This window comes from Bordetella genomosp. 12, assembly GCF_002261355.1.
Classification (GTDB): domain Bacteria; phylum Pseudomonadota; class Gammaproteobacteria; order Burkholderiales; family Burkholderiaceae_B; genus Bordetella.
In genome coordinates, this window is record NZ_NEVU01000003.1 from 1,106,160 (window position 1) to 1,129,927 (window position 23,768).

At 63.0% G+C, this 23,768-nt stretch carries 21 protein-coding genes; 9 read left to right on the plus strand and 12 right to left on the minus strand.

What is annotated here, in order from left to right; all coding sequences use genetic code 11:
* Nucleotides 1-11: 11 nt before the first annotated feature.
* The 5 genes from CAL22_RS17275 to CAL22_RS17295 are packed head-to-tail and all read right to left on the minus strand — an operon-like array spanning nt 12 to nt 5,330.
* On the minus strand, nt 12-1,211 hold the full coding sequence (locus tag CAL22_RS17275; protein ID WP_094815377.1) for a CaiB/BaiF CoA transferase family protein: 1,200 nt from the start codon (nt 1,209-1,211) through the stop codon (nt 12-14).
* Nucleotides 1,208-2,068, minus strand: coding sequence for an FAS1-like dehydratase domain-containing protein (locus CAL22_RS17280; RefSeq protein WP_094815379.1), 861 nt, complete (start codon nt 2,066-2,068; stop codon nt 1,208-1,210). Before CAL22_RS17280 ends, CAL22_RS17275 begins: the two co-directional genes overlap by 4 nt.
* 2 nt (nt 2,069-2,070) lie before the next feature.
* Nucleotides 2,071-3,507 (minus strand): aldehyde dehydrogenase family protein, encoded by a 1,437-nt coding sequence (locus CAL22_RS17285; RefSeq protein WP_094815381.1) that lies wholly within the window; start codon nt 3,505-3,507, stop codon nt 2,071-2,073.
* A gap of 18 nt (nt 3,508-3,525) precedes the next feature.
* Nucleotides 3,526-4,299: an SDR family NAD(P)-dependent oxidoreductase gene (locus CAL22_RS17290; RefSeq protein WP_094815383.1), complete on the minus strand. Its 774-nt coding sequence runs from the start codon at nt 4,297-4,299 to the stop codon at nt 3,526-3,528.
* Nucleotides 4,300-4,316: 17 nt separating this feature from the next.
* Nucleotides 4,317-5,330: a Bug family tripartite tricarboxylate transporter substrate binding protein gene (locus CAL22_RS17295; protein ID WP_094815385.1), complete on the minus strand. Its 1,014-nt coding sequence runs from the start codon at nt 5,328-5,330 to the stop codon at nt 4,317-4,319.
* Between the two features lie 110 nt (nt 5,331-5,440).
* Here CAL22_RS17295 and CAL22_RS17300 point away from each other — a divergent pair, with 110 nt between their 5' ends.
* Complete coding sequence (locus tag CAL22_RS17300; RefSeq protein WP_167383673.1) at nt 5,441-6,376, plus strand: LysR family transcriptional regulator; 936 nt, start codon at nt 5,441-5,443, stop codon at nt 6,374-6,376.
* Nucleotides 6,377-6,407: 31 nt separating this feature from the next.
* Here CAL22_RS17300 and CAL22_RS17305 read toward each other — a convergent pair whose 3' ends face one another.
* Genes CAL22_RS17305 through CAL22_RS17315 form a run of 3 tightly spaced genes read right to left on the minus strand, consistent with a single transcriptional unit; the run spans nt 6,408 to nt 11,076 of the window.
* Nucleotides 6,408-7,562, minus strand: coding sequence for an acyl-CoA dehydrogenase family protein (locus tag CAL22_RS17305; protein ID WP_094815389.1), 1,155 nt, complete (start codon nt 7,560-7,562; stop codon nt 6,408-6,410).
* Nucleotides 7,563-7,599: 37 nt separating this feature from the next.
* Complete coding sequence (locus tag CAL22_RS17310) at nt 7,600-9,681, minus strand: acetate--CoA ligase family protein (RefSeq protein ID WP_244193926.1); 2,082 nt, start codon at nt 9,679-9,681, stop codon at nt 7,600-7,602.
* 39 nt (nt 9,682-9,720) lie between these two features.
* Nucleotides 9,721-11,076, minus strand: coding sequence for an MmgE/PrpD family protein (locus tag CAL22_RS17315; protein WP_094815391.1), 1,356 nt, complete (start codon nt 11,074-11,076; stop codon nt 9,721-9,723).
* A gap of 230 nt (nt 11,077-11,306) precedes the next feature.
* Here CAL22_RS17315 and CAL22_RS17320 point away from each other — a divergent pair, with 230 nt between their 5' ends.
* The 7 genes from CAL22_RS17320 to CAL22_RS17350 all read left to right on the plus strand — a co-directional run bounded on the left by CAL22_RS17320 (nt 11,307) and on the right by CAL22_RS17350 (nt 18,018).
* A complete protein-coding gene (locus CAL22_RS17320) occupies nt 11,307-12,200 on the plus strand; it encodes an NAD(P)-dependent oxidoreductase (protein WP_094815393.1) in 894 nt (297 codons plus the stop codon).
* 42 nt (nt 12,201-12,242) lie between these two features.
* Nucleotides 12,243-13,220 (plus strand): Bug family tripartite tricarboxylate transporter substrate binding protein, encoded by a 978-nt coding sequence (locus tag CAL22_RS17325; protein WP_094815395.1) that lies wholly within the window; start codon nt 12,243-12,245, stop codon nt 13,218-13,220.
* Nucleotides 13,221-14,651: an NAD-dependent succinate-semialdehyde dehydrogenase gene (locus CAL22_RS17330; protein WP_094815397.1), complete on the plus strand. Its 1,431-nt coding sequence runs from the start codon at nt 13,221-13,223 to the stop codon at nt 14,649-14,651.
* Nucleotides 14,652-14,737: 86 nt separating this feature from the next.
* Nucleotides 14,738-15,943: an ABC transporter substrate-binding protein gene (locus CAL22_RS17335; protein WP_094815399.1), complete on the plus strand. Its 1,206-nt coding sequence runs from the start codon at nt 14,738-14,740 to the stop codon at nt 15,941-15,943.
* Entirely contained in the window at nt 15,922-16,755 is an 834-nt protein-coding gene (locus CAL22_RS17340; protein ID WP_094815401.1) for an N-acyl homoserine lactonase family protein, read from the plus strand. Before CAL22_RS17335 ends, CAL22_RS17340 begins: the two co-directional genes overlap by 22 nt.
* A 10-nt stretch (nt 16,756-16,765) precedes the next feature.
* Nucleotides 16,766-17,152, plus strand: a complete 387-nt coding sequence (locus CAL22_RS17345) for a hypothetical protein (protein ID WP_094815403.1) — start codon at nt 16,766-16,768, stop codon at nt 17,150-17,152.
* Complete coding sequence (locus CAL22_RS17350; protein ID WP_094815405.1) at nt 17,149-18,018, plus strand: alpha/beta fold hydrolase; 870 nt, start codon at nt 17,149-17,151, stop codon at nt 18,016-18,018. Before CAL22_RS17345 ends, CAL22_RS17350 begins: the two co-directional genes overlap by 4 nt.
* Before the next feature lie 27 nt (nt 18,019-18,045).
* Here the strand turns inward: CAL22_RS17350 and CAL22_RS17355 are convergent, their stop codons facing one another.
* The 4 genes from CAL22_RS17355 to CAL22_RS17370 all read right to left on the minus strand — a co-directional run bounded on the left by CAL22_RS17355 (nt 18,046) and on the right by CAL22_RS17370 (nt 22,694).
* Complete coding sequence (locus CAL22_RS17355; RefSeq protein WP_094815407.1) at nt 18,046-18,948, minus strand: LysR family transcriptional regulator; 903 nt, start codon at nt 18,946-18,948, stop codon at nt 18,046-18,048.
* 235 nt (nt 18,949-19,183) lie between these two features.
* Nucleotides 19,184-20,755 (minus strand): AMP-binding protein, encoded by a 1,572-nt coding sequence (locus tag CAL22_RS17360; protein WP_167383674.1) that lies wholly within the window; start codon nt 20,753-20,755, stop codon nt 19,184-19,186.
* A gap of 33 nt (nt 20,756-20,788) precedes the next feature.
* Nucleotides 20,789-21,748: a Bug family tripartite tricarboxylate transporter substrate binding protein gene (locus tag CAL22_RS17365; RefSeq protein ID WP_094815411.1), complete on the minus strand. Its 960-nt coding sequence runs from the start codon at nt 21,746-21,748 to the stop codon at nt 20,789-20,791.
* 91 nt (nt 21,749-21,839) lie between these two features.
* Nucleotides 21,840-22,694 carry a citryl-CoA lyase gene (locus CAL22_RS17370; protein WP_244193927.1) on the minus strand — a complete coding sequence of 285 codons (855 nt, stop codon included), beginning with the start codon at nt 22,692-22,694 and terminating at the stop codon, nt 21,840-21,842.
* 70 nt (nt 22,695-22,764) lie between these two features.
* On the opposite strand from CAL22_RS17370, the gene CAL22_RS17375 reads away from it, so the two are divergent.
* Entirely contained in the window at nt 22,765-23,655 is an 891-nt protein-coding gene (locus CAL22_RS17375; RefSeq protein ID WP_167383675.1) for a LysR family transcriptional regulator, read from the plus strand.
* Nucleotides 23,656-23,768: the final 113 nt, after the last annotated feature.

A 23,768-nucleotide genomic window follows, 5' to 3' on the forward strand; every position in this document is an offset into this window, starting at 1 on the left:
CGGCCCGGATATCAGCCTTGACGCGCCCCGCCGGCAGCCAGCAAGCGCGAGATGTCTGCCTCGTAGAGTCCGGCCTCCTGCAGCACTTGCGTCGTATGCTCTCCCAGGCGTGGAGCTGGCATCCAGTCGTTTCGCATCCCGACAGAAACTTTGTTGGCAGGCTGAATTTCCAGGATTTCTCCCTCACTCGGATGCTGACGCTTGGCGAACAGACCCACCTCGCGCAAGTGCGGATCATCCAGCAGTGACTCCAGGGAGTTATAGGGTGCGGCAGGCACGTCCGCTTGCTGAAAAATCGTCATCCACTCGCCGGTCGTGCGCGATGCGAGCGCCTGCCGCCGTAGGGAGAAGTAGGCCTGTACGTTCTGGAACCGGGCACTCACCGTATTGAATCTCCCGTCAGACTTCAGCTCCGGCCGGCCGATCGCATCGAATAGCGCAAAGGCCTGTGCGTCGGTGTTCGCGGAGATACAGATATAGCCATCCCGCGTAGGGATGGGCCGGTTTTCTTTATCGAGCACACGAGGATCACCCGCCTCGCCCAGCGGCGGCACGAAGGTCTGCTGGTACATATGCTCGGTCATCACCTGCGTCACCATGTTTTCATACATGGGAACTTCGATGCTCTGCCCCTCGCCCGTGCGTTCGCGATGAAACAGCGCCATGGCGATCAATTGAACCGCGATCAGGCCTGCATTACGGTCTGCGAGCACATAAGGGACGTACTGCGGGGTTCCCGTGACACGTGCATTCAGATCCGCGACCCCGGAGACGCCCTGGATGATGGAGTCGTAGGCCGCCATGGCGCGGTAGCAGCCCGTTTGGCCAAAGCCGAACATGCCGCAATAGATGATGTCAGGCTTGATCGCGCTGACCTGCTCGTAGCTCAAGCCCAGCCGCTCCATCGAGGAGGGCCGGACATTCCACAACAGCACATCGGCGCCCTCGATCAGCCGGCGCAACGCCGCCAGGCCCTCCGCATGCTTCAAATCGAGGCAGATCGAACGCTTATTGCGGTTAAGGTGCAGGTACTTCGGAGCCATCCCCGGACTGCGGCCTTTGCCCGACAACGACCGCCCGATGTCTCCAGCCGGACTCTCCACCTTGATCACATCCGCGCCATGGTCGGCAAGGATCTGGGTCGCCAACGGGCCGACGACGACCGACGTCAGATCGATGATGCGGATCCCTTCCAGCATCCCGCCGCTCATGCGCTTTCTCCCGCAAGCACTGCCTCGACGGCCACCTCTCCGGCGGCGTCAAGCGCATAGATCGTCGTTCCTGTCTCTCGCTGTTCGGTCCGGATGTACAGAGGCTGGCCCGCGATCAACCCTTTCAGGTTGCGCGACACCGAGGTCGAGAATGCCAGCCCGGATTGCCGGGCTTGCTCCCAGAGCAGCAACAGGGTCAGCCCGCCGTTGACCACCAGCCCCGGATAGCCCTCCACGCCGCTGGCATAGTCGCGGTCATAGTGGATGCGATGTCCGTTGAACGTGATGGCCGAATACCGGAACAGCATCGTGGTGTCCGGGGTGATCGACGTGGCGCCCAGCGTCGGCATCTCCCGGCGGGCAGGCAGCTCGGGCGGTTTGTCCGCCGAGGCTTGGCGTGGAGGACTGGCCTGGCGATAGACGATGTCCTGCTCTTCAACAACGGCCGTGCCCTGCTCTCCGTCGATATCGTGGCGCAGCGTGACAAAGCACATCTCTCCGGAGCGCCCCCGTTTCGGGGTGATCGCCTGGATTCGCGTCCGCCTGACAACCTGCTCGCCGATGTGCAACGAGCGCTGAAACTGCACCCGTCTGCCGGCGAACATGCGTCTTGGCAGCATCACGGGCGGCAAGAAATCGCCCTTCTCCGGGTGGCCGTCCGTACCCAGCTGGCTCTGTCTGGCCGTTTCCCCGAACAGCATGCAGTACCAGTGCGCTGGCAGGGCGTCCCCGCCGGCCCACTGCCTGGGTTCCAGATCCAGCAGCGCGGCCATCCGGCGAGCCTGCGTCGCCGAGACCTCATCAGCGGCGCAACGCTCACGTCCCAGCCAGGGTTGCAGCGCGTCGATATCGATCATGGCTAGGTCACCTTCATGATCACAGTTTTGATCTGGGTGTAGTGCGCAAGCGCTTCCGCCCCCTTCTCCCTGCCATAGCCAGAGTTTTTGAAGCCGCCGAAAGGTGTTTCGACACTGCCGCCGTGATAGTTGTTGACATAGACCTGCCCGGCCTCCAGCGCCGCGCTGACGCGGTGCGCCCGGCCCACATCGCGCGTCCAGACCGCGGCTGCCAGGCCATACTCCGTGTCATTGGCGATGTCGATGGCCTCCTGCTCCGAGTCAAACGGGATGACCGACAGGACCGGCCCGAAGATTTCCTCCTGCGCCACGCGCATGGCGCGATTGACATTCGTCAGAATGGTGGGCGCGATGAACCAGCCCGTCGTCGGACCGCCCTGCGGGCGTCCTCCTCCGCACGCGATGGTCGCGCCCTCCTGGCGGGCGATCTCCAGGTATTGCTTCACGCGCTCATACTGGTCCCGCGTCGTCAACGGCCCCATCGTCGCACCGGCCATCGTGTCGCCTACGCGCTCCCGCCCGGCGATGTCGATCAGGCCCCGCACCACCTGATCATGCACGCTTCGCTGCACCAGCAGCCGCGACCCCGCCGAACAGATCTGGCCGGCATTTCCCATGATGGCGGCGTAGGCCGCGTCAATGGCCGCTGGCAGATCCGCATCCTCGAAGATGAGGTTGGGTGACTTGCCGCCGAGCTCCAGGCTCAGAGGAATGATACGTTCGGCGGCAATCGCGCCGACCGATCGCCCGGTCGCCACCGAGCCGGTAAAGGTCACTTTGCGAACCAGAGGATGGGACACCAGCGCGGCGCCGGCCACCCGTCCATATCCCGGGACGACATTCAAGACCCCCGGCGGCAAGCCTGCCTCGGCGGCGATGCGCGCCAGCTCCAGGCAGGAAAATGGCGTCTCCTCGGAAGGCTTGACGACGGTGGTGTTACCCGCAATGAGCGCCGGAGCGATGCCTCGCGCGGCCTGCTGCAAAGGAGAGTTCCAGGGCACGATATTGCCGCAAACCCCGTAAGGGGCGCGTACGGTAAACGTGTGCAAGGACGGGTCGCCCACAATGGTTTCGCCGCCCAGGGAATGCGCCAGGCTCGCGTAGTAATCGAAGTATCTCGCGGTCAGCCGCACATCATTGGCCGAACGGGATAGCGCCTTGCCGGTTTCCCGGGCCTGGATCTCCGCCAGGCTGTCGGCCTGCTCACGCAGCGCGGCCGCCACGGCACGCATATGGTCGGCTCTCGTCTCCACGGGAAGACGGCTCCAGGAACGATAAGCGGCCTGAGCGTCCTGCACAGCGCGATCGATGTCGCTTGCCGAGCCTTCCGCAATCGCCGTCAGCGGCTGCTCCGTGACGGGGCTGATTCGCTCGAAATACTTGCCCTCGGCAGGGGCCGTCCATTGGCCATGGATAAAGTGATCGTAACGGTCTTTCATTTGTGCTTCTCCATCCCTTCAGTTCATGACCATGCCGCCATCGACGGTGAGGTTTTGTCCTGTAACCAGCCGGCCATCTTCGCGGGCGAGATAGGCGACAGCCGCAGCAATGTCCGCCGGCTCGACATCGGCACGAATAGCCCTCGCGTCACGCACCTGCAGGCGTTGCTGTTCCCGCCCCGCATCCGCATCCTGCATGACGCCATCGCTCAAGGTGAAGCCGGGTGACACCGTGTTGACGCGCACCCCGAACTCGCCGAGTTCGCGCGCCAGCACGCGCGTCATTGCCTGCACCGCCCCCTTGCTGGCCACGTACTGCAACAAGCCCGCATTCCCCTTGGAGACCGAGGCCGATGAGATGTTGACGATCGCGCCGACACCCGCGGCCTTCATGGGCACGGCCGCGAAGCGGCAGCAATGCCATACGCCCTCCACGTTCACCTCGAAGACCCGTCGCCATTCCTCCAGAGGAATCTGATCGAAAGGCTTTTTCTTCAGGGAGGTATAGATGCCCGCATTGTTGACGAGGGCATCGAGCCTGCCGTGGCGCTCGACCACCTGCTCGATCATCCTTTGCACCTGCGAGGCGTCGCTCACATCGAGGTCGATTCCCCACGCGTCCGGCCCTAGCGCCTCGGCCGCTTTCTGCGCGTTACGCAAATCGGCCACCACGACGATGAAGCCATCGCACAGCAGCCGCGCGGCAATCGCGCGCCCTATCCCCTGTGCGGCGCCTGTCACCAGGGCGACACGGCGCCCAACGTGGTCAGGGCTCTTTGAATCCAAGTTCATGACTGCTCCGCTTTATCTCAATTCAGTTGGGCGCCCGATTCGGCAGCGATCGCGCCCCACTTCTTCTTTTCTGCAACGCAGAATTCCGCAAATGCCTCAGGCGAACTGATGACCGGTTCTGCGCCAATGTCCTGCAGCTGTTTGGTGATCTCGGCCGTCTTGAAGGAGACGTTGAGATCCTGTACCAGCTTGTCGACGATGGCCGAAGGCGTCCCTTTAGGCGCCCAAAGACCGTACCAGTTGGTCAGCTGGTAACCCGGGACACCGGCTTCCGCCATCGTGGGCAACTCCGGCAGAATCGAGGAGCGCTGCGGGGTGGTCACGGCGAGCGCGCGCAACTTTCCAGCCTTGACGAAAGCCATCGACGAGGTCATCGAATCGAACATGATCTGCACCTGGCCGCCGACCAGGTCCGTCAACGCTGGAGCGCTCCCTTTGTAGGGGACGTGCAGGATATCCAGGTGAGCCATCTGCTTGAACAATTCACCGGCAAGGTGCGGAGCGCCGCCATTCCCGGCGGAAGCAAAAGACACCTTGCCGGGATTCGCCTTGATATAGGCAATCAACTCCTGCACGTTCTTGACGGGCAGCGCAGGGTTGACCAGAAGCACCAGCGGCACGCTGACCAGTTGCGTCACGGGGGTGAAATCCTCGATGACGTCAAAGCTGACGTCCTTGAAGATGGCCGGATAGATGACATGCGCCGACGCATTCACCAGCAGCGTCGCGCCGTCGGGCTTGGCGTGCGCCACGGTCGCGGCGCCGACCATCCCTCCGGCGCCCGGCTTGTTCTCCACCACGAAGGATCCCCCGGACGTTTTGGCCAACTGGGACGCCGCCAGTCGGCCAGCGATATCCGTCGGCCCGCCGGGCGGGTAGGGAATGACGACCCGCACGGGCTTATCAGGATAGTTCTCAGCCTGCGCAGCAGGCGCACCCATGGAAATCAAGAACACGGCGCCGAGCGCAGCGGCCGCGCGCAAGGCAGGCCATACCGCCTGCGCCCGGGTGTTCGAGAGGGATATAGGCATTTGTCTCTTCCGCAAGAATAGTTATGTGTACGGGGAATGTCCTCAGCCGCAACTATCTGCCGTTTGCATCGAACTGTATAATGCATTTATCTAGATGATTTATGCATAACATGCATACTGGTATCGAAACCGAGCGTCGGCGGCTGGACATCCTGGGCGTTCAGGCCTTTGTGGCTGTCGCTGAATTGGCCAGCTTCAGCCGGGCGGCGGAGCACCTGCATTTGTCACAGACGGCGTTGAGCCGGCGCATCTCCAAACTGGAGGATGCCGTCGGCGGTCTGCTCATTACGCGCACCACGCGCAACCTATCGCTGACCCCTGCCGGCGCCGCGTTTCTGCCTCGCGCTCGGCGGATCGTGCGCGACCTGTCCGCGGCACTCCACGAGCTGCGTGACAGCGCCTTGAACGGTTACGGAAACGTCGTCTTCGGCTGCCTTCCGACCGTGACCGCGCATTTGATGTCCGACATCATTGCCGAGTACGGAAAACAGTTCCCCCGCAACCGCCTGCGGATTCTGGATCGATCGGCCACGGAGATCCGCCAGGCCGTTCTCGAAGGAGATGCCGAGTTCGGCATCTCGGTGTTGTCGTCAGATCATTCGGACCTGATGCGCACACCGCTCTACCGGGATCCGGTAGTGGTCGCCTGCCATGCCAAGCACCCGTTCGCCGGGCGGCGGCGGCTGCAATGGCGTGAGCTCGAAGGCCAGCAACTGATTGGGGTGGGGGCGCTAAGCGGCTTGCGGCTGCAAACCGAGAGTGTCATGCGCGAGGCCAAGCTGAACTTGTCTCCCGCGTATGAAGTGCAGCACCTCGCCACCGCGGTGGGTCTGGTGGCCAGAGGCGCCGGCATTGCGATACTGCCCCAAGGGGCGTTCGATACGGCCAACGGCAGGGATCTGCGCCTGATTCCGCTCGCCTCGCCCGCCGTCAGCCGGCAGATCGAGCTGTTCAAACGTCATGACCATGTTCTCAGCCCCGCTGCCGCGCCCCTCTACGACTTAGTACAACTGCGTCTGCTTGAGGTCACGGCCACCCCGGGCTGAGGCCTGCCGCGCATCACCCCGGCACGGTCGATCATCCACGCGGCGGCCGTTGGGGAAAGCTGCGCTCGAAAACGCCCTCGGCAATCCGGTTTTTCAAGATCTCAATCGACCCTCCGGCAATCATCCATCCGCGGCAGCGGCGCACGCAGTACTCGACCAGGGATTCTCGGCTATATCCCAACCCACCCAGGACCTGGAGCGCATCGTTGGCCACATCGAATCCGATCTGGTTGCAATAGGCCTTGGCGATCGCCGTCTCGGTGGCGGAGGGAAAGCCCGTGTCCGCCCCGATGGCCGCCCGGTAAAGCAACAACTGGGCGGCATCCAGTTTGATGCGCATGTCCGCGAACTTCCACTGCAAACCCTGAAACTCGCACAGCAGACGGCCGAACTGCTTGCGCTGCATCGCCCAGTTGCGGGCTTCTTCATAGGCATAACGGCCCAGAGCCAGCGACCGGGCGGTATTGCCGATCCGCTCGACATTGAAACCGGCAATCTGTTTCTTGAACCCGCCCTCACCCAACACCACCATATCGTCCGGGACAAAGACGTTGTCGAAGAAAATTTCTACCCACTCCTCGCCCGACATGAACGCCGAGCGTTTGCCGAGTTTCACGCCGGCATCTCGCGTGCCGATGAGCACCGAACCGATGCCGCCCGTGCCCGGACCAAACCGCACATAGGCCAGAATGACGCTGGCATGCGGCCCATGCGTGGTGAATATCTTGCTGCCGTTGATCCGCCAGCCGCCCTGGTCACGGCTGGCGCTGGTCTTGAGCTCCGTTACGGCCGAGCCTGCCTCGGGTTCGGTCATCCCCACGGAGATAAGCCCTTCTCCCGCAAGCAACCCGGTCAGGTACTTCTGCTTCTGCACCGGGCTGCCGTACTCGGCCAGTACGCGAATGGCGCCAAAGTTTCCCGCCTGAACCACGTCGGCGCTACGCGGGCAAACCGACGCCACCGTTTCGATGGCGATCACCGCATCCATCAGCGATCCGCCCACTCCGCCATCCTCTTGCGCCACAGTGATTCCCAGAAGGCCTTGCCCGGCCATCTTCTTGGCGATATCCCAAGGATAATCGTCGGAATGCGCGCGTTCGACGGCACCCTCGCGCAACTCGCGCTCAGCGAACCGGCGCACGGCCGTTTGGAAATCCTGTTGTTCCGAATTGAGTTTGAAGTCCATCTTTTATCCAATGACCAATAAGGGTACTTAAGCGCGATCAGGCCAGACGGACCAGACCGTCCACCGCGATCACGCCGTCGGCGCGCACAAACAAAGGGTTGATTTCTGCCTCTTCAACCTGCACACCGGTGAGCGAGGCCAGGTGCGAAAAGTCCACGATGGCGCGTGCAAGCGCCTCGCAGTCGCCCAACGGCAAGCCGCGAAAGCCACGTACGAGGCGGGTTTGGCGCACTTCGTCAATCATGGTGCGCGCCTCCTCCAGACTCACCGGCGCCAGGCGCAGGGAATAATCGGGTGCAAGCTCGGCGGCAATGCCACCGGCGCCCAGCAGGACCGTCGGGCCAACCTGAGGATCATGGCGATAGCCCAACATGACCTCGATCAGACGGCCCTCCATGGGCTGAACCAGCACGCCATCGACCTGTGCAGAAGGCGCCCTCCGCCGCACGGCGGCGAGCATCTCTGCCATGGCACGCTCCAAGGCCTGGTCATCGCCGATGCCGACGCGGACCGCACCCATTTCGGTTTTGTGCGCAAGCTCACGCGAGCAGACCTTGGCGACCACGGGGTAAGCGAAGCCATGATTCAACCCGCCGGGCGAGAGCAATGTCCCCTGGACAACGGGTACCCCCAGACCGCGGAACAAAACGCCGGCCTCTTGCTCGTTGAGCATGCCTTGCGTCGGCAGCCCTGCCGGCCAGGCCACCTCGCAACCGAGGGGCGGCCCGGCATGAACGGGAGAAAAAAACACCGACAACGCATCAGCGCAGGACTCGGGGGTGCGAAATGCGGCGATGCCGCCTTGCTGCAGCAAGGCCAGCGACTCCTGCGCTTCGGGCGCCAGGAAAACGGCCAGCGGCTTGTCTGCCGGCTTGGCCGCCTCCAAAAGGGGCTGCACGGCCAGGCCCGGATGAAACTGCGCCGAGGATCCGACCACACTGAGCACGGCGTCGCACCAGTCCGCGCGCAGGAGCGCCTCCAGAAGCATTTTGTACTGCGCACTGCTGGCCGCCAGCGTCAGGTCAATAACGGGCGTCTCCCGAATGCTCAACCCCTGCTCGGCGATCTGCCGCACGAAATCGGCGGGCGGGGCGACCGCCACCATACCGTGCAGCCCCAAGTTGTCTACCACGGTGGCCGCGCCGCCGCCCGTGGTGGTGATGACGGCCACGCGGGCGCGCCCATCCGCGCGGCCTGCCACGCCCGGCGTGCGCGCATAGCACGCGGCCAGCGGTGCCATTTCGAAGAGCGTCTCCAGGTACTGGACCCGCATGACCCCGTGAGCCTTCAGGAACGCGTCCACGGCCACATCGTTGCCCGCCATCGCGCCGGTGTGCGATTGCGCCAGGGCATCGCCCTGTTCTGAACGGCCCAGTTTGTAGGCGATGACCGGTTTGCCCGCGGCGCGGGCACGCTCCAGGGCACGGGCCATCGCCGGTGCGCTCCGCAACGTCTCGAGGAAAAGCAGAATGACCTGGCTGTCGGGATCATCGACCAAAGCGTCGACGACCTCTCCGACCGTAATGTCGCTTTCATTGCCCACGGAGACCGACTTGGAGAACCCAAAGCCACGGGCGGCGGCCCGCGAGATCAGTGACCCCATCATGGATCCGCTTTGTGACACCAACGCCAGACCGCCAGGCAACAAGGCGTCTGCCTCGAACGCCGCGTTGACCGACAGAATGCATCCGGAATGCAAATCGGCCAGACCGATGCTGTTGGGTCCCAGGATGCGCAAGCCCAGTTCCCGCGCGCGGCGCGCCAGCGCTTGCTGACGTGCCAGCCCTTGCGGGCCGGCCTCGCCGAAGCCATCCGAGTAGATGGTGACCACCCGCGCTCCTGCACGCGCGCATTGAGGCAGCAGATCCGTGACGGCATCGCCGGGAATCATGATGAACACATGGTCCACCGGCCCGGGGAGCTGCTCCAATGAGGGATAGGCGCGCTCGCCGAGTATCTCTGCGCGCGCCGCGTTGATGGGATAGATGGCGCCCGTATAACCGTGCTTGCGCAGAAAGCGCAACGGACGCGCGGTGTTCTTCCGGGTATCACCCGAGGCCCCCACAATCGCAACGGCGCGGGGGGACAGCAAGGCTTGGGCAAAGGAAAGAGGAGACATGTAGGTGGCAGTCATCATGGAAACCGGGAAAAAGGGCACTCACGCCCGGGGCCTATCCGCCGCCAGCCGCAGCGCACGCACGGACAACCCGTCCATGCGCCAGACGGCCTCGCACAGTGCCTGCGTGCGCTCGCTGCCCAGGACCGGCCCGGCCAACTCGGCGAATTTGTCGTTCAGATCGGCATCCGAGAGCGGCGACTCCGGGTCTCCCTTGCGATAGGGTGAAAAGTGCTTCAGCACGGCCCCGCTTCGCGTGGTGATGGTCAGCCGCGCGGCTCGCGTTTTCGGAAACCCGGCGCTCAGGTCCGGATCCGCGACCAACTGCAGCTTTCGCATCAGTTCGCGCACCTGCGCGTCCTCCAACCTCGCCGGGCCAAACGCATCCAGCCGCACGGAACCGTGCACCAGCGCATGCGCGACCACGTACGGAAGACTGAACTTCGCCTCGAATGCCGTGGCGGGATGGAAGTTTCCGGTGACGTCCAGTGCCGTTTGATACGCATCGACACGCAGGGTGGCGATGTCATCGGACCTCAGGCCGCCGGCTCGCAATGCCAGCGCCGCATCGATGGCCGCGAAGGTATGCCCGCAACAGCCATGGTTCTTTTGCGTGATCGACGCAATGTTGTAGCGCTGGCCGAACCCGGCCGTGGCGACGGACCAGTCAGGATGGCCCGCCAAAGCCGCGCCGAAGCCGACTTCCCCCTCCAGGATGTCCGCCACGCCGGTAATGCCATGGGCCGCGCCCAGCCCTGCCCGCACGCCGACCTCGGCGGCGTGCCCGGCGTGCAGGGCCTTGCTCATGGCGTCCGATCGGAACGCCTGCTGCAGTCCGCTGGCCAGGGTACCGGCCGTGGCCAGCGCGTGCATCATCACCTCGGCATTTCCCGGCGCGCGCAAGGCGGCAGCCGCCGCTGCGCTACCGAAACAACCGACCGTTCCGGTCGTATGAAAGAAACGGTAATGCGCGGGCTGCACCGCCGCCCCGATGCGGGTTGAAATTTCATAGCCCACCACAATTGCCTGCAGCAGCGCCAACCCGCTGGCGTTCTGTTCTTCAGCCAGTGCCAAAGCTGCCGCGATCGTCGGACAACCGGGATGGTAGATCGCATCGCGGTAGATATCGTCGAACTCGACGGCATGCGACACACTGCCGTTGATCCAGGCGGCCGTGGGGGCAAACGCGGTAGTCCCACAGCCAGGCAAACTCGACGCTCCCGCACCTAGCTCAATGCGATGCGCGTTAAGCAACTGGCGGCAAGGGGCCGTGCGGGTGCCGGGATACAAAGCCGACAACCAATCCAGGAATGCCCGCTTCGCGTGATGGATGACCTCGCCGGGCAGGCGGCGAACCGCATCTTGGGCGCCATACTCGGCGATCGTGTTCAACAGCATTCATCTCTCCACAGTTATTGCGGCGCAACACGCATGCGGCGCTGTTATGCCGTTCACTCTATGCGTGCCGGTCTCGCGAGGATTGATAAAAAGGAAAACGAGCGTTCTTGATCCGAGGGGAACGGAATTGGAGATAGTTGCTTTGCCAATTTTTCATACCTGCCCGGCGCTGCCGTCCGTAAGCTGCTCGGCAAGACCAGAAAAACAAACGCAATACCGAGGAGGAAGTAATGAGCGAGAACAAGACCCCGCTGGGTTTCATTGGCCTGGGCGTCATGGGGGAGCCCATGTGCGCGAACCTGGTACGCAAATCCGGCCATCCGGTTTACGTGACGGATATCAATCCCGAACCCGTCGCCCGTATCGGCGACTTGGGCGCGCACCCCTGCGCCTCAATCGTGGAAGTCGCCCAGAGCGCGGAGATCGTCTTTCTGTCGTTGCCCAGCATCGTGCAGGTGGAGCAGGTTTGCACCGGCCCGGGCGGCCTGGTCGAAGCGGCCGGGCGGGTGCGCATCATCGTCGACATGAGCACCAGCGACGTCACACGCACCCGGCAGCTGGCCAAGACGCTGCGGGATCACGACATATTGCTTATCGACGCCCCCGTGGCGCGCATGCGCGAAGCCGCTCGGCTCGGAACGCTGATGATCACCGTGGGCGCAACGCAACAGGATTACGAGGCCGTTCTGCCCTATCTGTCTTGCATGGGCAGCGATGTTTTGCTTTGTGGTGGTGTGGGAAATGGCCAGGTGGTCAAGATCATGAACAATATGGTCGTGTTCATGACCGTCCACGCCTTGGCCGAAGCGGTCACCATCGGGCGCAGCGCCGGGGTGGATGGCACCTTGCTGCTGGACGCGCTGAGCAAAGGGTCGGCCGATAGCTTCGTGTTGCGCAACCCAGGCCAGAAGGCGCTGGCGCCGCAATCCTTCCCCGAGAAGACCTTCCCGACCGAGTACGCCATCAAAGACATACTGCTGGCGCTGGAACTGGCGAACCAAGGCGACGTGGATGCCCGAGCAGCCAAGCTCACACACGATCTGCTCGAGCGCACCAGAGCGGCCGGCTATGTCAAGGAATACTACCCGGTGATGGTCAAGCTGATCGAGCGCGGCTACGCGTAAACGTATTTCGGGCGCGCGCCGCCCCTTCTCTTCGAGACAACCATGAACTCCTTGATCCGCAGGCTGGCCTTCCTGCTGCTTGCCGCCCCGCTCGGCCCTTGCGCCATGGCAGCCGAGTACCCGACCAAGCCCATCACGCTCGTGATCGGTTTTACCGCTGGCGGTCCTACTGACGCCGTTGGGCGCTATCTGGCCCGCCAGCTCGAAGCCGAGCTTGGCCAGACAGTCGTCGTAGAGAATCGCGCCGGGGCCAACGGCGTCGTGGCCGTCCAGGCCGTCAAGCGCGCCCCCAATGACGGCTATACCCTCATGCTGGGAAGTAGCGGCACCCTTTCTATCGAGCCCGTCTACAAGAAACGCGTTGACTATCAGGTTCTGAAGGACTTCCAGCCGGTCGGCCTGGTGGCCAGCTACCCCTATCTGCTGGTCGTGCCGTCCGGCTCTCCCTATCGAAGCGTACCTGACCTGATCGCCGGCGCACGGGCAAAGCCCGGCGCGCTGACGTTTGCATCTGCCGGTAGCGGCGCCGTGAACCACTTGGCAGGAGAATGGTTCAAGAGCGCGACCAAGGTCGACATTACCCACGTGCCTTACAAGGGTGATTCCGCCGCCATCGCTGATCTGGTGGCGGGCCGCGTGGACATGGCGTTTCTGAGTGCGATAGCGGCGCTGCCGCAAGTGCAGGCAGGGAAAATGCGCGCGCTGGCCATCGCCGCCGCCGAACCTTCCTCGCTTGCGCCCGGGCTGCCCACGGTCGCCGAGGCCGCGCACATTCCCGGTTTTACGGCCGAGCCATGGAACGGCGTGCTAGCGCCCGCCGGCACACCTGCTGCCGTGACACAGCGGCTGAACACGGCAATCAATAAAGTCATGAGCACACCCCAGGCGCGCGACACGCTGCTGACGTTGGGCCAGTACCCCATGACCGGCAGTCCCGAGGACTTTGCCCGGCACATCGGCACACAGACGGAGCGCTGGGCCGACGTCATGAAGACCAGCAAGATTGAGAAGGCGGACTAGATGGACTACCCCGAACTGACATTGCTGATCGACGGCGAACGCATTGCTGCCGGCCAGCGCCCTGCCATCGAGGTTCTTGATCCCGCCACACAGGCCGTGCTGGGCACGCTGCCCGTGGCGTCTGCCGATGACGTCGAGAACGCATTGCAGGCCGCCCATCGCGCGTTCGCGGGCTGGCGGGCGACGGCGGCACTGGACCGGGCCACCATTCTGCGCCGCGCGGCCACGCTCCTGCGCGAGCGCACACCGCGCTTGGCCTGGCTGATCACGCGCGAACTGGGCAAGCCCCTGGCCGAATCGGAGAAAGAAGTCGCCACCGCGGCAGAGATGTTCGAGTGGGGAGCGGAGGAGGCGCGCCGCACCTATGGGCGCTTGATCCCTGGCCGGGTGGGCGGCATCCGGCAGATGGCAGTGCCCGAACCCATCGGCCCGGTCGCGGCGTTTTCGGGCTGGAATGCGCCGGCCATCACGCCGTCCCGCAAGATCGCCGGCGCTTTGGCAGCGGGTTGCACCATCGTCATCAAACCCGCGGAAGAGACACCCGCCATCGCCCTGGAGATCGGGCAAGCCCTCAGCGACGCGGGCCTGCCCCGCGGCGTGCTGAATATGGTTTTTGGCGATCCCGGCACCATCTCCCGGCAATTGATCGAGTCGCCCTTGATACACATGGTGACTTTCACCGGCTCCACGGCCATCGGCCGCGACCTTGCCGTCATGGCGGCCAAAGGCCTCAAGCGCGCCACGCTGGAACTGGGGGGCCACGCCCCGGTATTGGTATTTGGCGACGCGGACCCGCAGTCCGCCGCCGATACCATCCTGGCCGCGAAGCTACGCAATGCCGGGCAGATCTGCACCTCGCCCACTCGCATGTTTGTTCACGAGAGCGTGTACGAGGCCTTTGTGCAGCGCATGGCCGCGGGCGCACGAGACTGGCGCGTGGGCAACGGGCTTGAGTCCGGGATCCAGATGGGGCCTTTGGCCAATCCACGACGCCTGGCCGCCATGGAAACCATGGTGGCGGATGCCCTGCACCACGGGGCAAAGCTGGTGGCGGGCGGCCATCGTCTGGACCTCCCGGGTTGGTTCTGGGCGCCAACCATTCTGCGCGATGCCAATCGGGATTGCCTGGCCTCGAATACCGAACCCTTCGGCCCGCTGGCCTTGGTCCAGCCCTTCCGGGACGCCGACGAGGCGTTCATGCTGGCCAATCGTCTGCCCTTCGGGCTGGCAGCGTATGCGTTCACACGCGACGCAGCCACGGCGCGCATGGCCTCCGAGCGCATAGAAAGCGGCGTGGTCTGCATCAATCATTGCCAGGCCTCTTTGCCGGAAACCCCTTTCGGCGGTTTCAAGGACAGTGGCCTGGGCAAGGAGGGCGGCGTGGAGGGACTGCAGGAATTCATGCAAGTCAAATATGTGAGCCAACTGTAAACCCGAGGCGGCCCCATACTGGCCGCAACGACCCGACGAGCAGCGCGGCAACCGACCGGGCAGCCAGACATCCCAAGGAGACAACCATGCAGAAAAAGATCACTAGCGCCATCGCGGCGGCCGCTATTGCAGGCGCTGCGCAGGCATCCGACGGCATCTCCGATGGCGTTGTGCGCATCGGCGTACTGACGGACATGTCGGGCGCCTACTCGGGCAATGTGGGGCCAGGATCGGTGTTGGCGACCAAACTGGCCATCGAGGAGTTTGGCGGCAAGGTGCTGGGCAAGCCCGTGGAAATGCTTTCGGCCGACCACCTCAACAAAACCGACGTGGCGGCCGGCCGCGCACGGGAGTGGATGGACCGCGAGAAGGTGGACGTCGTCACCGAGCTCGGCAATAGCGCCGTGGCGTTGGCGGTGATGAACATCGCCCGGGAGAAGGGCCGCATGACCATGGTCACCGGTGCCGGAGCCACCCGCATCACCGGCGAGGACTGCTCGCCCAATAACGTACAGTGGGTCTACGATACCTATGCACTCGCCAAGGTCGGCACGCTGCCCCTGGTCGAGGCTGGCGCGAAAAAATGGTTCTTCGTGACTGCCGACTACGCGTTCGGCCATTCGCTCGAGAACGACGGCATGCGTTTCGTCAAAGAAGGCGGCGGCACGGTGGCGGGCTCGGCCCGTTACCCCTTCCCGGGCAACGACTTTGCCTCCTTTCTGTTGTCCGCGCAGTCCAGCAAAGCGGACGCGGTGGCATTTGCCAGCGCGGGCGCCGATCTGCAGAACGAAATCAAACAGGCGCGCGAGTTCGGCCTGGCTCCGAAACAGAAGCTCGTGGCGATGCTGATGAGCATCACCGACGTGCACGGCGTCGGGTTGGAAGCGGGCCAGGGCATGACGTTCGCGGAGACTTTTTACTGGGACATGGACAAAGAAAGCCGGGATTTCGCGCAGCGCTTTTTCAAGGCATCCGGAAAGATGCCCACCGCCCTGCAGGCCGGCCAGTACTCTGCCGTGCTCAACTATCTGCGCGCCGTGGAGAAGTCCGGCTCGGACAATGTTGATGTCGTGATGAAGACGCTGCGCAGCATGCCGATTCACGATGCGTTCGCGCGTAACGCTCATCTGCGGGAAGACGGCAAGCTGATACACGACACCTATGTCGTCGAGGTCAAGGCCCCCAAGGATTCCAAAGCGGACTGGGACTACTACAAAATCGTCAAGACCGTGCCGGGCGAACAGGCATTCATGCCCTTGTCCGAGAGCCAATGCAAGCTGGTCAAGCCGTGACGGCGGTGGCGCAGCTGGCCAATGACCGGCCGGCTTATGAGGTGTATGCGATACGCTATGCCAGCGTAACGCGCCGCGCGGCCGATAACTTTATCTCCCGCGCGGACATCCATGACGGGCCCATGCCGCTGGATTTCTACTGCTGGCTGCTGCGCGGTCCAGCCGGCAATGTGCTGGTCGATACGGGTTTCAGCGCTTGCTCGGCGCGTGCGCGCCACCGTCGCTTCAGTCTGGAGCCCGCCGACGCGCTGGCCAGGCTGGGATTGGCGCAGGATGACATCGACGATGTCATCCTGACGCACCTGCACTACGACCATGCCGGCAACGTCGACGCTTACCCCAAGGCTCGCGTGCACCTGCAGGATGCCGAGATGCAATATGCCACGGGGCGCTATATGTGTTTTGCCGCAATGCGCCATTTCTTTTCGGTGGACGACGTGCAATCGGTGGTGCGCCAGGTCTATGCGGGCCGCGTCCGCTTTCATGATGGCGACGCTCAATTGGCGCCTGGACTTGAGCTCTACCGGATTGGCGGCCATACCCCCGGGCTGCAGGTGGTCCGTGTGCACACCCGGCGCGGCTGGGTCGTCCTGGCTTCCGATGCCTTGCATTACTACCGCAACTTCACCGACAACAATCCTTTTCCCGCCATCTTCCACATGGGCGATATGCTCGAGGGCTATGCACGTATTCACAGCCTGGCGGACTCCGAAGCCCACATCGTACCGGGCCACGACCCGGCGGTCGCCCAGCGCTATCCACTCGCTGCCGGCGAAGGTATTTACCGCCTGGACGTCCCGCCCCGGCAATAAGGACAGGACCATGCATGACCATGACTTCATTCTTCATCGTCTGGCCGATGCCGTGAACCGCCAGGACAGGCTGGTCCGGCGAGGGCGGCACCTGAACACCGTGTTTCTGTTGGAATGTGGCGCCACCCCCTATCTGATATCCATCGTGGCGGGCCGCATTCACGAAGTTCGCCGGGGCCCTTTTGTGATGCCGCGCTGGCAGTTCGCGCTGCGTGCCGCCGCCGCCGATTGGGCGCAATTCTGGACGCCGCTGCCCCCGCCCGGTTTTCACGATCTGATGGCGCTGGTGAAGTTCCGCCGTTTGCGCGTGGAGGGCGACCTCTACCCGCTGATGTCCAACCTCCTGTACTTCAAGGACGTACTCGCCTGCCCGCGCGTCGAAGGAGCGACTCTGTGACTACCCGCCAAGCCGTCTTCGAGCCCATCGTCGGCCGTTATCTGCACCTGCAACTGGCCGGGCGCAGCCACCGGGTTTACGTCGAGGAAGCGGGCAGCGGCACGCCGTTGCTCTGCCTGCATACCGCCGGCGCAGATTCACGCCAGTATCGCGCCGTCATGAACGACCCGGCCATCCTGGAATCCTTTCGTGTCATCGCCTTCGATCTGCCCTGGCATGGGAAGTCGTCTCCGCCTGAAGGCTGGCACCTCGAGGACTACCGATTGACCTCACATGACTATGCCCAGGCCATCATCGCCGTTGCCGACGCCATGCAGTTACAACGCCCTTTGGTCATGGGCTGCTCGATCGGCGGACGTATCGTGCTGCATCTGGCGCTTGAGCATGCTGACCGTTTCGGTGGCGCAATAGGATTACAGTCAGGCGCCCATGTCGACCCCTACTACGACCTTGAATGGCTGAACCGGCCGGATGTGCACGGTGGAGAAATCTGCGCAGGAATCGTATCGGGTCTGGTCGGCCCCGGCAGCCCCGATGTCCACCGCTGGGAAACCTTGTGGCACTACATGCAGGGAGGCCCTGGCGTATTCAAAGGCGACCTTCATTTCTACACGGCGGACGGCGACATCCGCGATCGGGTGGCGGCGATCGACACCCGGCGTTGTCCGCTGTGGCTGCTGACCGGCGAGTATGACTACTCTTGCACACCAGAAGACACTGCGTTCCTGGCCGGGCGCATCGCCGGATCGCACTGGCAGATCATGCAGGGCATGGGCCACTTCCCCATGAGCGAAGACCCCGAACGCTTCCTGACTTACTTGCGGCCGGTGCTCACCCAGGCTGCGCAAGCCCGACACGCGCGATGAACGTCGGCGCCTCGCAGGTGCAAGGCGCTACGCTGCCTGCGCCTGTGGGGCGGTCAACGCCGTGAGCAACTCGCTCACCGGGCGCGCCAATTGCGCCGTGTCTCTGACGCAGACATAGAACTGACGCTCGGCCCAATCGTCTTTCAGCCTGAGCAAGGCCAGCCCCATCGGCCCCAGGTAATGCCGCGCAATACCTTCGGGCACCACGCCGATACCCAAGCCCTCGCGGATCATCCGGCAGCGGGTCTCGAAGTTGGACACCTGCAGTTTGACATTGGGCGGGCGCGATAGCGTCTGTCCTGCGTAGGCTAGAAACTGATCCAGGGAATGGCGGGGAAAATAGCCCAGAAGATCGTAATCGAGCGCCTCTTCCAGATAGAGCTCTGAACGCTTGGCCAGCGCATGATGGGTGGGCACGACCAGACCCACCCGGTCCCGACGAAAAGGAAAAGACGCCACGCCCGGAACGGGATGATCGGCGTGATAGATACCGATATCCACGGTGGCGTCGGCCACCATGCGCGGGATGTCATAGCTGTGGCCTTCGAGCAGATCCACGCTCACATCGCTGCGCCCCGCCAGAAAGCGGCCCATCACACTGGGCAAGAACTGCAAAATGGTCGAGGGATTTGAGGCCAACCGGATCTTCGCCTGCCCGTCGAGCGAATAGCCATTGATGGCCTGCTCGGTCAACTGCACGCTGCGCAGAATGGCTTTGGCGCGCTGATACAGCAGCGCCCCCGCTGCGGTGGGTTCCACCCCTCGTCCATGACGGTGCAGCAATGTCCGGCCCAAATGGCGCTCGAGCTCGGCCACCCGCTTACTGGCTGCGGAAGTCACCAGGTTTTCCCGTTCGGCCGCTTTGGACAAGCTCTTTTCCTCGACGGCCGCGACGAAGATTTCCAACGCTGGGATGTCTAGCTTTTTCATGGGGCCAATATACCGTGGCCAGCGTGCCGCCTCACTACCGTCCGCCCCAAGACAAACCCGGGGCCGAAGAGACTGACACGCGCCGTGGCAAGCCGCAGGCCCGACGCCCTGTCGGATCCGGGGCCGCATGAAGCGCCAGACCTGCGCCCACAAGGACGCCACGCAGCGCACCGAGCCGCCCCGGAGCCGCAGCGGGCTACCTGCGGCGCCGGCGCGGCGCGGTGCCCCTTGCGCCTCAGCCAACCGCCTTCTTCTGCCCCTCCCAATAAGGTGCTCGCAGCGCCTTTTTGTCGATTTTCCCAAGATTCGTCAAGGGCAACTCGGCGACAAAGCTCACCGATTTCGGTGCCGTGACCGAGCCTTTGCGCTCCTTGACGAAGGCGATCAGATCCTGCTCGCTCGCCGTCAACGGCTGCCGCAGTACAACGATGGCCTTGACCGACTCACCCCATTTTTCGTGCGGCACGCCTATCACCGCGGCGGCGGATACCGCGGGGTGACTCGCCAGGACGTTTTCAACTTCCTGGGGGTAGATGTTGAAGCCCCCCGAAATGATCATGTCTTTCTTTCTATCCACGATGTGAAAGTAGCCGTCCTCGTCCTGATAGGCCATGTCCCCTGTTCGCAACCAGCCATCCTGGAACAACTCGCGTGTGGCATCGGGCTTATTCCAGTACCCCGGGGTGACATGGGGCGCACGCACCCACAACTCGCCAATACCTTGGCCACGATCCACTTTGCAGCCATCTTCGCCGGTCAGTTGGACCGAAACACAGGCATAGGGCTTACCCGCCGCGGTGAGCTTGTCGCCCCGGGGATGAACATGATCCTCGGCCGTCAAAGACAGGATCGTGCCGGGGACCTCCGTCTGCCCATAGTTCTGATGCAGGATGTGCCCAAACAGGCCGATCGCCTGGGCCAGCCGTGTCTCCGAGATGGGCGAGGCGGTGTAGATGATGCGCCTTAGCCGGCTGCGATCGATGCGCGCCAGGCGGGGATCATCCATCAGGGTGTAGAGCATGGTTGGCACCAGAAACAGCGTCGTGGCCTGGCCCTGGTCGATGGCATCCAGGACCCGGCCCACATCGAATCCATCATGGATCACCACGCAGCCCCCCTTTACCAGTACCGGGATAACCATCGCGCCGGCACCATGCGACAGCGGTGACGACACGAGCAGACGGGTCGCGGTGTCGAAGTTCTGCTCGGCGATATGCAGCAATGATGCGAAGGCCAGGGCGCGGCTCAATGTGATGACCCCTTTCGGCATGCCCGTCGTGCCACCGGTGTATATCAAGCGTATGTTGGCGTCGGGCCTGTCGCGAGCGATCAAGGGCTTGGGATCGAACTTTTCGACGGCTTGCCAGAAATCGGGAAGTTCTCTGCCGCCGTCATGTGAAGCGAGTTGCACCGGGTGAGAAGCGCTATGACGCATACTCACCCCCCGTCCGGCACGCGCACGGTCGACCACCAGCAGCACGGCACCACTATCGGCAAGCATGTAGCAGTGATCCTCGAGACTGCTGGAGTAATTCGGAATCACCGACACGTACCCCCCGATAAATGCGGCGGCCATCACGATGAACATCTCATGGCGATTCGCGGTGATCTGCATGACCGCATCGCCCGGCTGTAACCCAAGCGCCTCGAAATGCTGCAAGGTTCTGCTGATCTGCTGACCGATCTCCAGATATGTCACCGCCCTGCCCTGGCACACGAATGCCGGGCGTCTCGAGTGGCGCTCAATGGCGTTGACGATCATGTCCCCCACCCCAGCGGCCGAGAACAATTGAGAATTGGTATCCATGCGACTCATCCTTGCTGCCTGAAACTGACGCGTTTACTGCTCACCGAGCTTTTCTTCTTTGATGATTTTTCCCAACCGTTCGGACTCTTTACGCACCCGAGCCAGAAAGGCATCTGACGATGTCACTTCGATGTCGTAGCCCTCCGCCAGCAGTTGGTCTCTCAAAGGCTGGGCATTGAGCGATTTGCGAATGGCATTGCGCAGCCTATCGCCGGTCTCTTTCGGCAAGCCGGCAGGCGCGATAAGCCCCACCCAGGAAGACGCCTCAAAACCCGGATAGGTTTCGCCAATGGTTGGAACATCCGGCATCAGGGGCGAGCGCTCCTTCCCGCCTGTGGCCAGGGCCTTCAGCTTTCCTTCCTTCACATAAGGAAGAAAGAAGCCCAGCGTTCCTGAGGCATAGTCGTATCGCCCCGTCAACAGGTCCGGCAGGAACGACCCGCCTCCGCCCTGGTACGGAATAGGCAGAAACTCGGCCTCCGACAACCGGCCCAACAACAACGGATAGAGGTGATTGGACGTTCCCTGGCCGGTCGAGCCGAACGAGACACCGCCGGGCGTGGCTTTGGCCGTTTTCAGTAAGTCATCCAGGGACTTGTATGGTTTGCTCGTCACCAATACGTGCGGCGCCGACACCACCAGCGAGACGTAATCAAACGACTTGAACGTGTCGTAAGGCAGCGTTTTGAACATAAACGGATTGACCGCCTGAGAGTCAAAGACAATGCCCAGCGTTCGGCCATCTGGACGTGCTCTGGCCACCTCCGCTGTACCCAGCGTGCCGGACGCGCCGGGCTTGTTGACCACAACAAAAGTGCTACCCAGCTCCTGCGACAATCCGTTAGCGACGATGCGGGCGATACGATCGGTAGTGCCGCCAGCGGAATACGGCACGATGATCTGTGTGGGCTTATCGGCGTCGGCCGCCTGGGCGGCGGAAGTGATGGTCACGGCGAGCGCAAGCGCACCCGCGCGAAGGGCAAACATGCTCATGGTTCTTGTCTCCAGTTTTTCTTAAAGTCAGGTCTCACGCCTGGTGTGAATCGGGAGCCCGTGCATGGGTTCTCCGGCCGGTCAATAAAGGTCACGCCGGGGCTGCGGGAGAAAAAACGGGTCCGTCGTAAGTGATCGCCTGCTCTGCGTGATGACACATCAGAAAGCCGATGGGGCGGGAGGCCTCTTCGTGCAGATGCGCAAGCAGGCCCGCCGTGCGCGCCAGAATGGGAATACCTTTGAGCGCACCAACTGGAAAGCCAACCTGAAGGAGCACGGCAGGAATCGACCCGGATGCATTGATCGGCAAGCGGCGTTGATAAATCTCTGGAATCAGATGCTCAACGATGGTGAGCGCGTCCAGATACGCCCCCGTGACGCCGTGCTCAGCCGCCAGCGCCAACAAGCGTTGCGTACGCGGATCTCCCGCAGCGTGCAGGGGGTGCCCATAGCCCGGTACCGTCAGGCCTGCCGATTTGCGCTGCATCAACTTATCAGCGGCCACGTCCTGCAACGATTTTCCAGAGCCGGCGCTGGTCTGCACGATATCGTCGAGGAACCGGCCGCACAATTCCGACGTCCCCATCACCACGCTGCCGGCGCCCAGGATACCGGCGGCGACCGCCGCCTGAAGGGCCGCGGGCTCCACGTCGTAGGTCATGCGGGCGGCCTGCACGGTGGGGGTCAATCCATGCTCGGCCAAGGTGACCAATGTTGCATTGACAAACAGACTCTGCTGCGCCGTCGGTGCCTCCCCCGTCAGCAGGAAGAAATAGAAATCCGCGAAGCTCATTTTCCCGATCAACTCCGAGCAGAGGTCTTTGCCGCGGATGGTGATCGACGCTGCGTCAGCGGTGGATATGGCCGTGTATGGCTCGTTCTGTTTTCCTATTCTCACTTTTCGTCTCCCGATGGATGCGAGCCATTCTAGGAACATTGCCTGCATTGACAAAATAACTTGTCTGCATGGATATAATCGATGCTGTCTATAGCTCCCAATGGACGAAGGGGCACGCGTGGAACTCAGACACCTCCGCTATTTCGTGGCTCTGGCAGAACGGCTCAATTTCACCGCAGCTGCCCAGCAGGTTCACGTCACGCAACCCACCTTGTCGCACCAGATCAAACAGCTGGAAGATGAGCTCGGGCTGGCGCTTTTCGACCGCAGCGAACGCCGCGTCAGCCTGACGGCCGCGGGCGTGTTGTTTCTACCGAAGGTGATCGAGGCCCTGCGGACCTTGGACAGCGGCACGGCATTGCTCAAGGCGGCAACCACGGCGCTATCAGGCCGCCTCCATGTGGCTACCTCGCAAACCTTCAATATCGTTATCGTTCCGCAGACCGTTCTGCTCTACAAGCAGCAGCACGAAAACGTTCGGATCACCATCGAAGAGCTGACGCTTGCAGACATGGCTAGCGCATTGCGCGCCGGCGAGATTGATCTGGCCATCGCGTACCAGCCCGTCGACAGCCACGATCTGTTGTTCGAGCCCCTGTGCAACGAAGAGCTCGTTCTGGTTGTTCGCGCGGACCATCCCTTGGCCAAGCGAAAACGCGTGCGCATGATCGAATTGCACGGCCGCGACATGGTGATGCTGCCCCAGCGCTTCAAAACCCGTCAGCTTCTGCAAGAAGCATTCGACTCCGCCGGCACCGTGCCGCACGTGACGATCGAGTCCGGCACCATACCGTCGCTTTTGAACCTCGTTCGAGACACAGGGGCACCAACGATTCTGTCGCGTTACGCCATTCCGCCTGATTCGACCTTGAAGACCATCCCTCTGGAGAATCCTCGCCCGATGCGTACAACCGGGTTGATATGGAGCCGCGATCGCCAACAGACGCCGATTCAAGCCACTTTCGGCGCTCTCTTGCGAAGCGTCACCATGAACTATCTCGCCAAGTAAGCGACATTTTTCGCCGTCTTGCGGAATGCAGCCGGCCGGCGACGCCCAGAACTCGCCACGCCGGCAGCATTCCGCGCAAGGACACGGCCAGTAGGGCAAGCCAACTCCCGGAC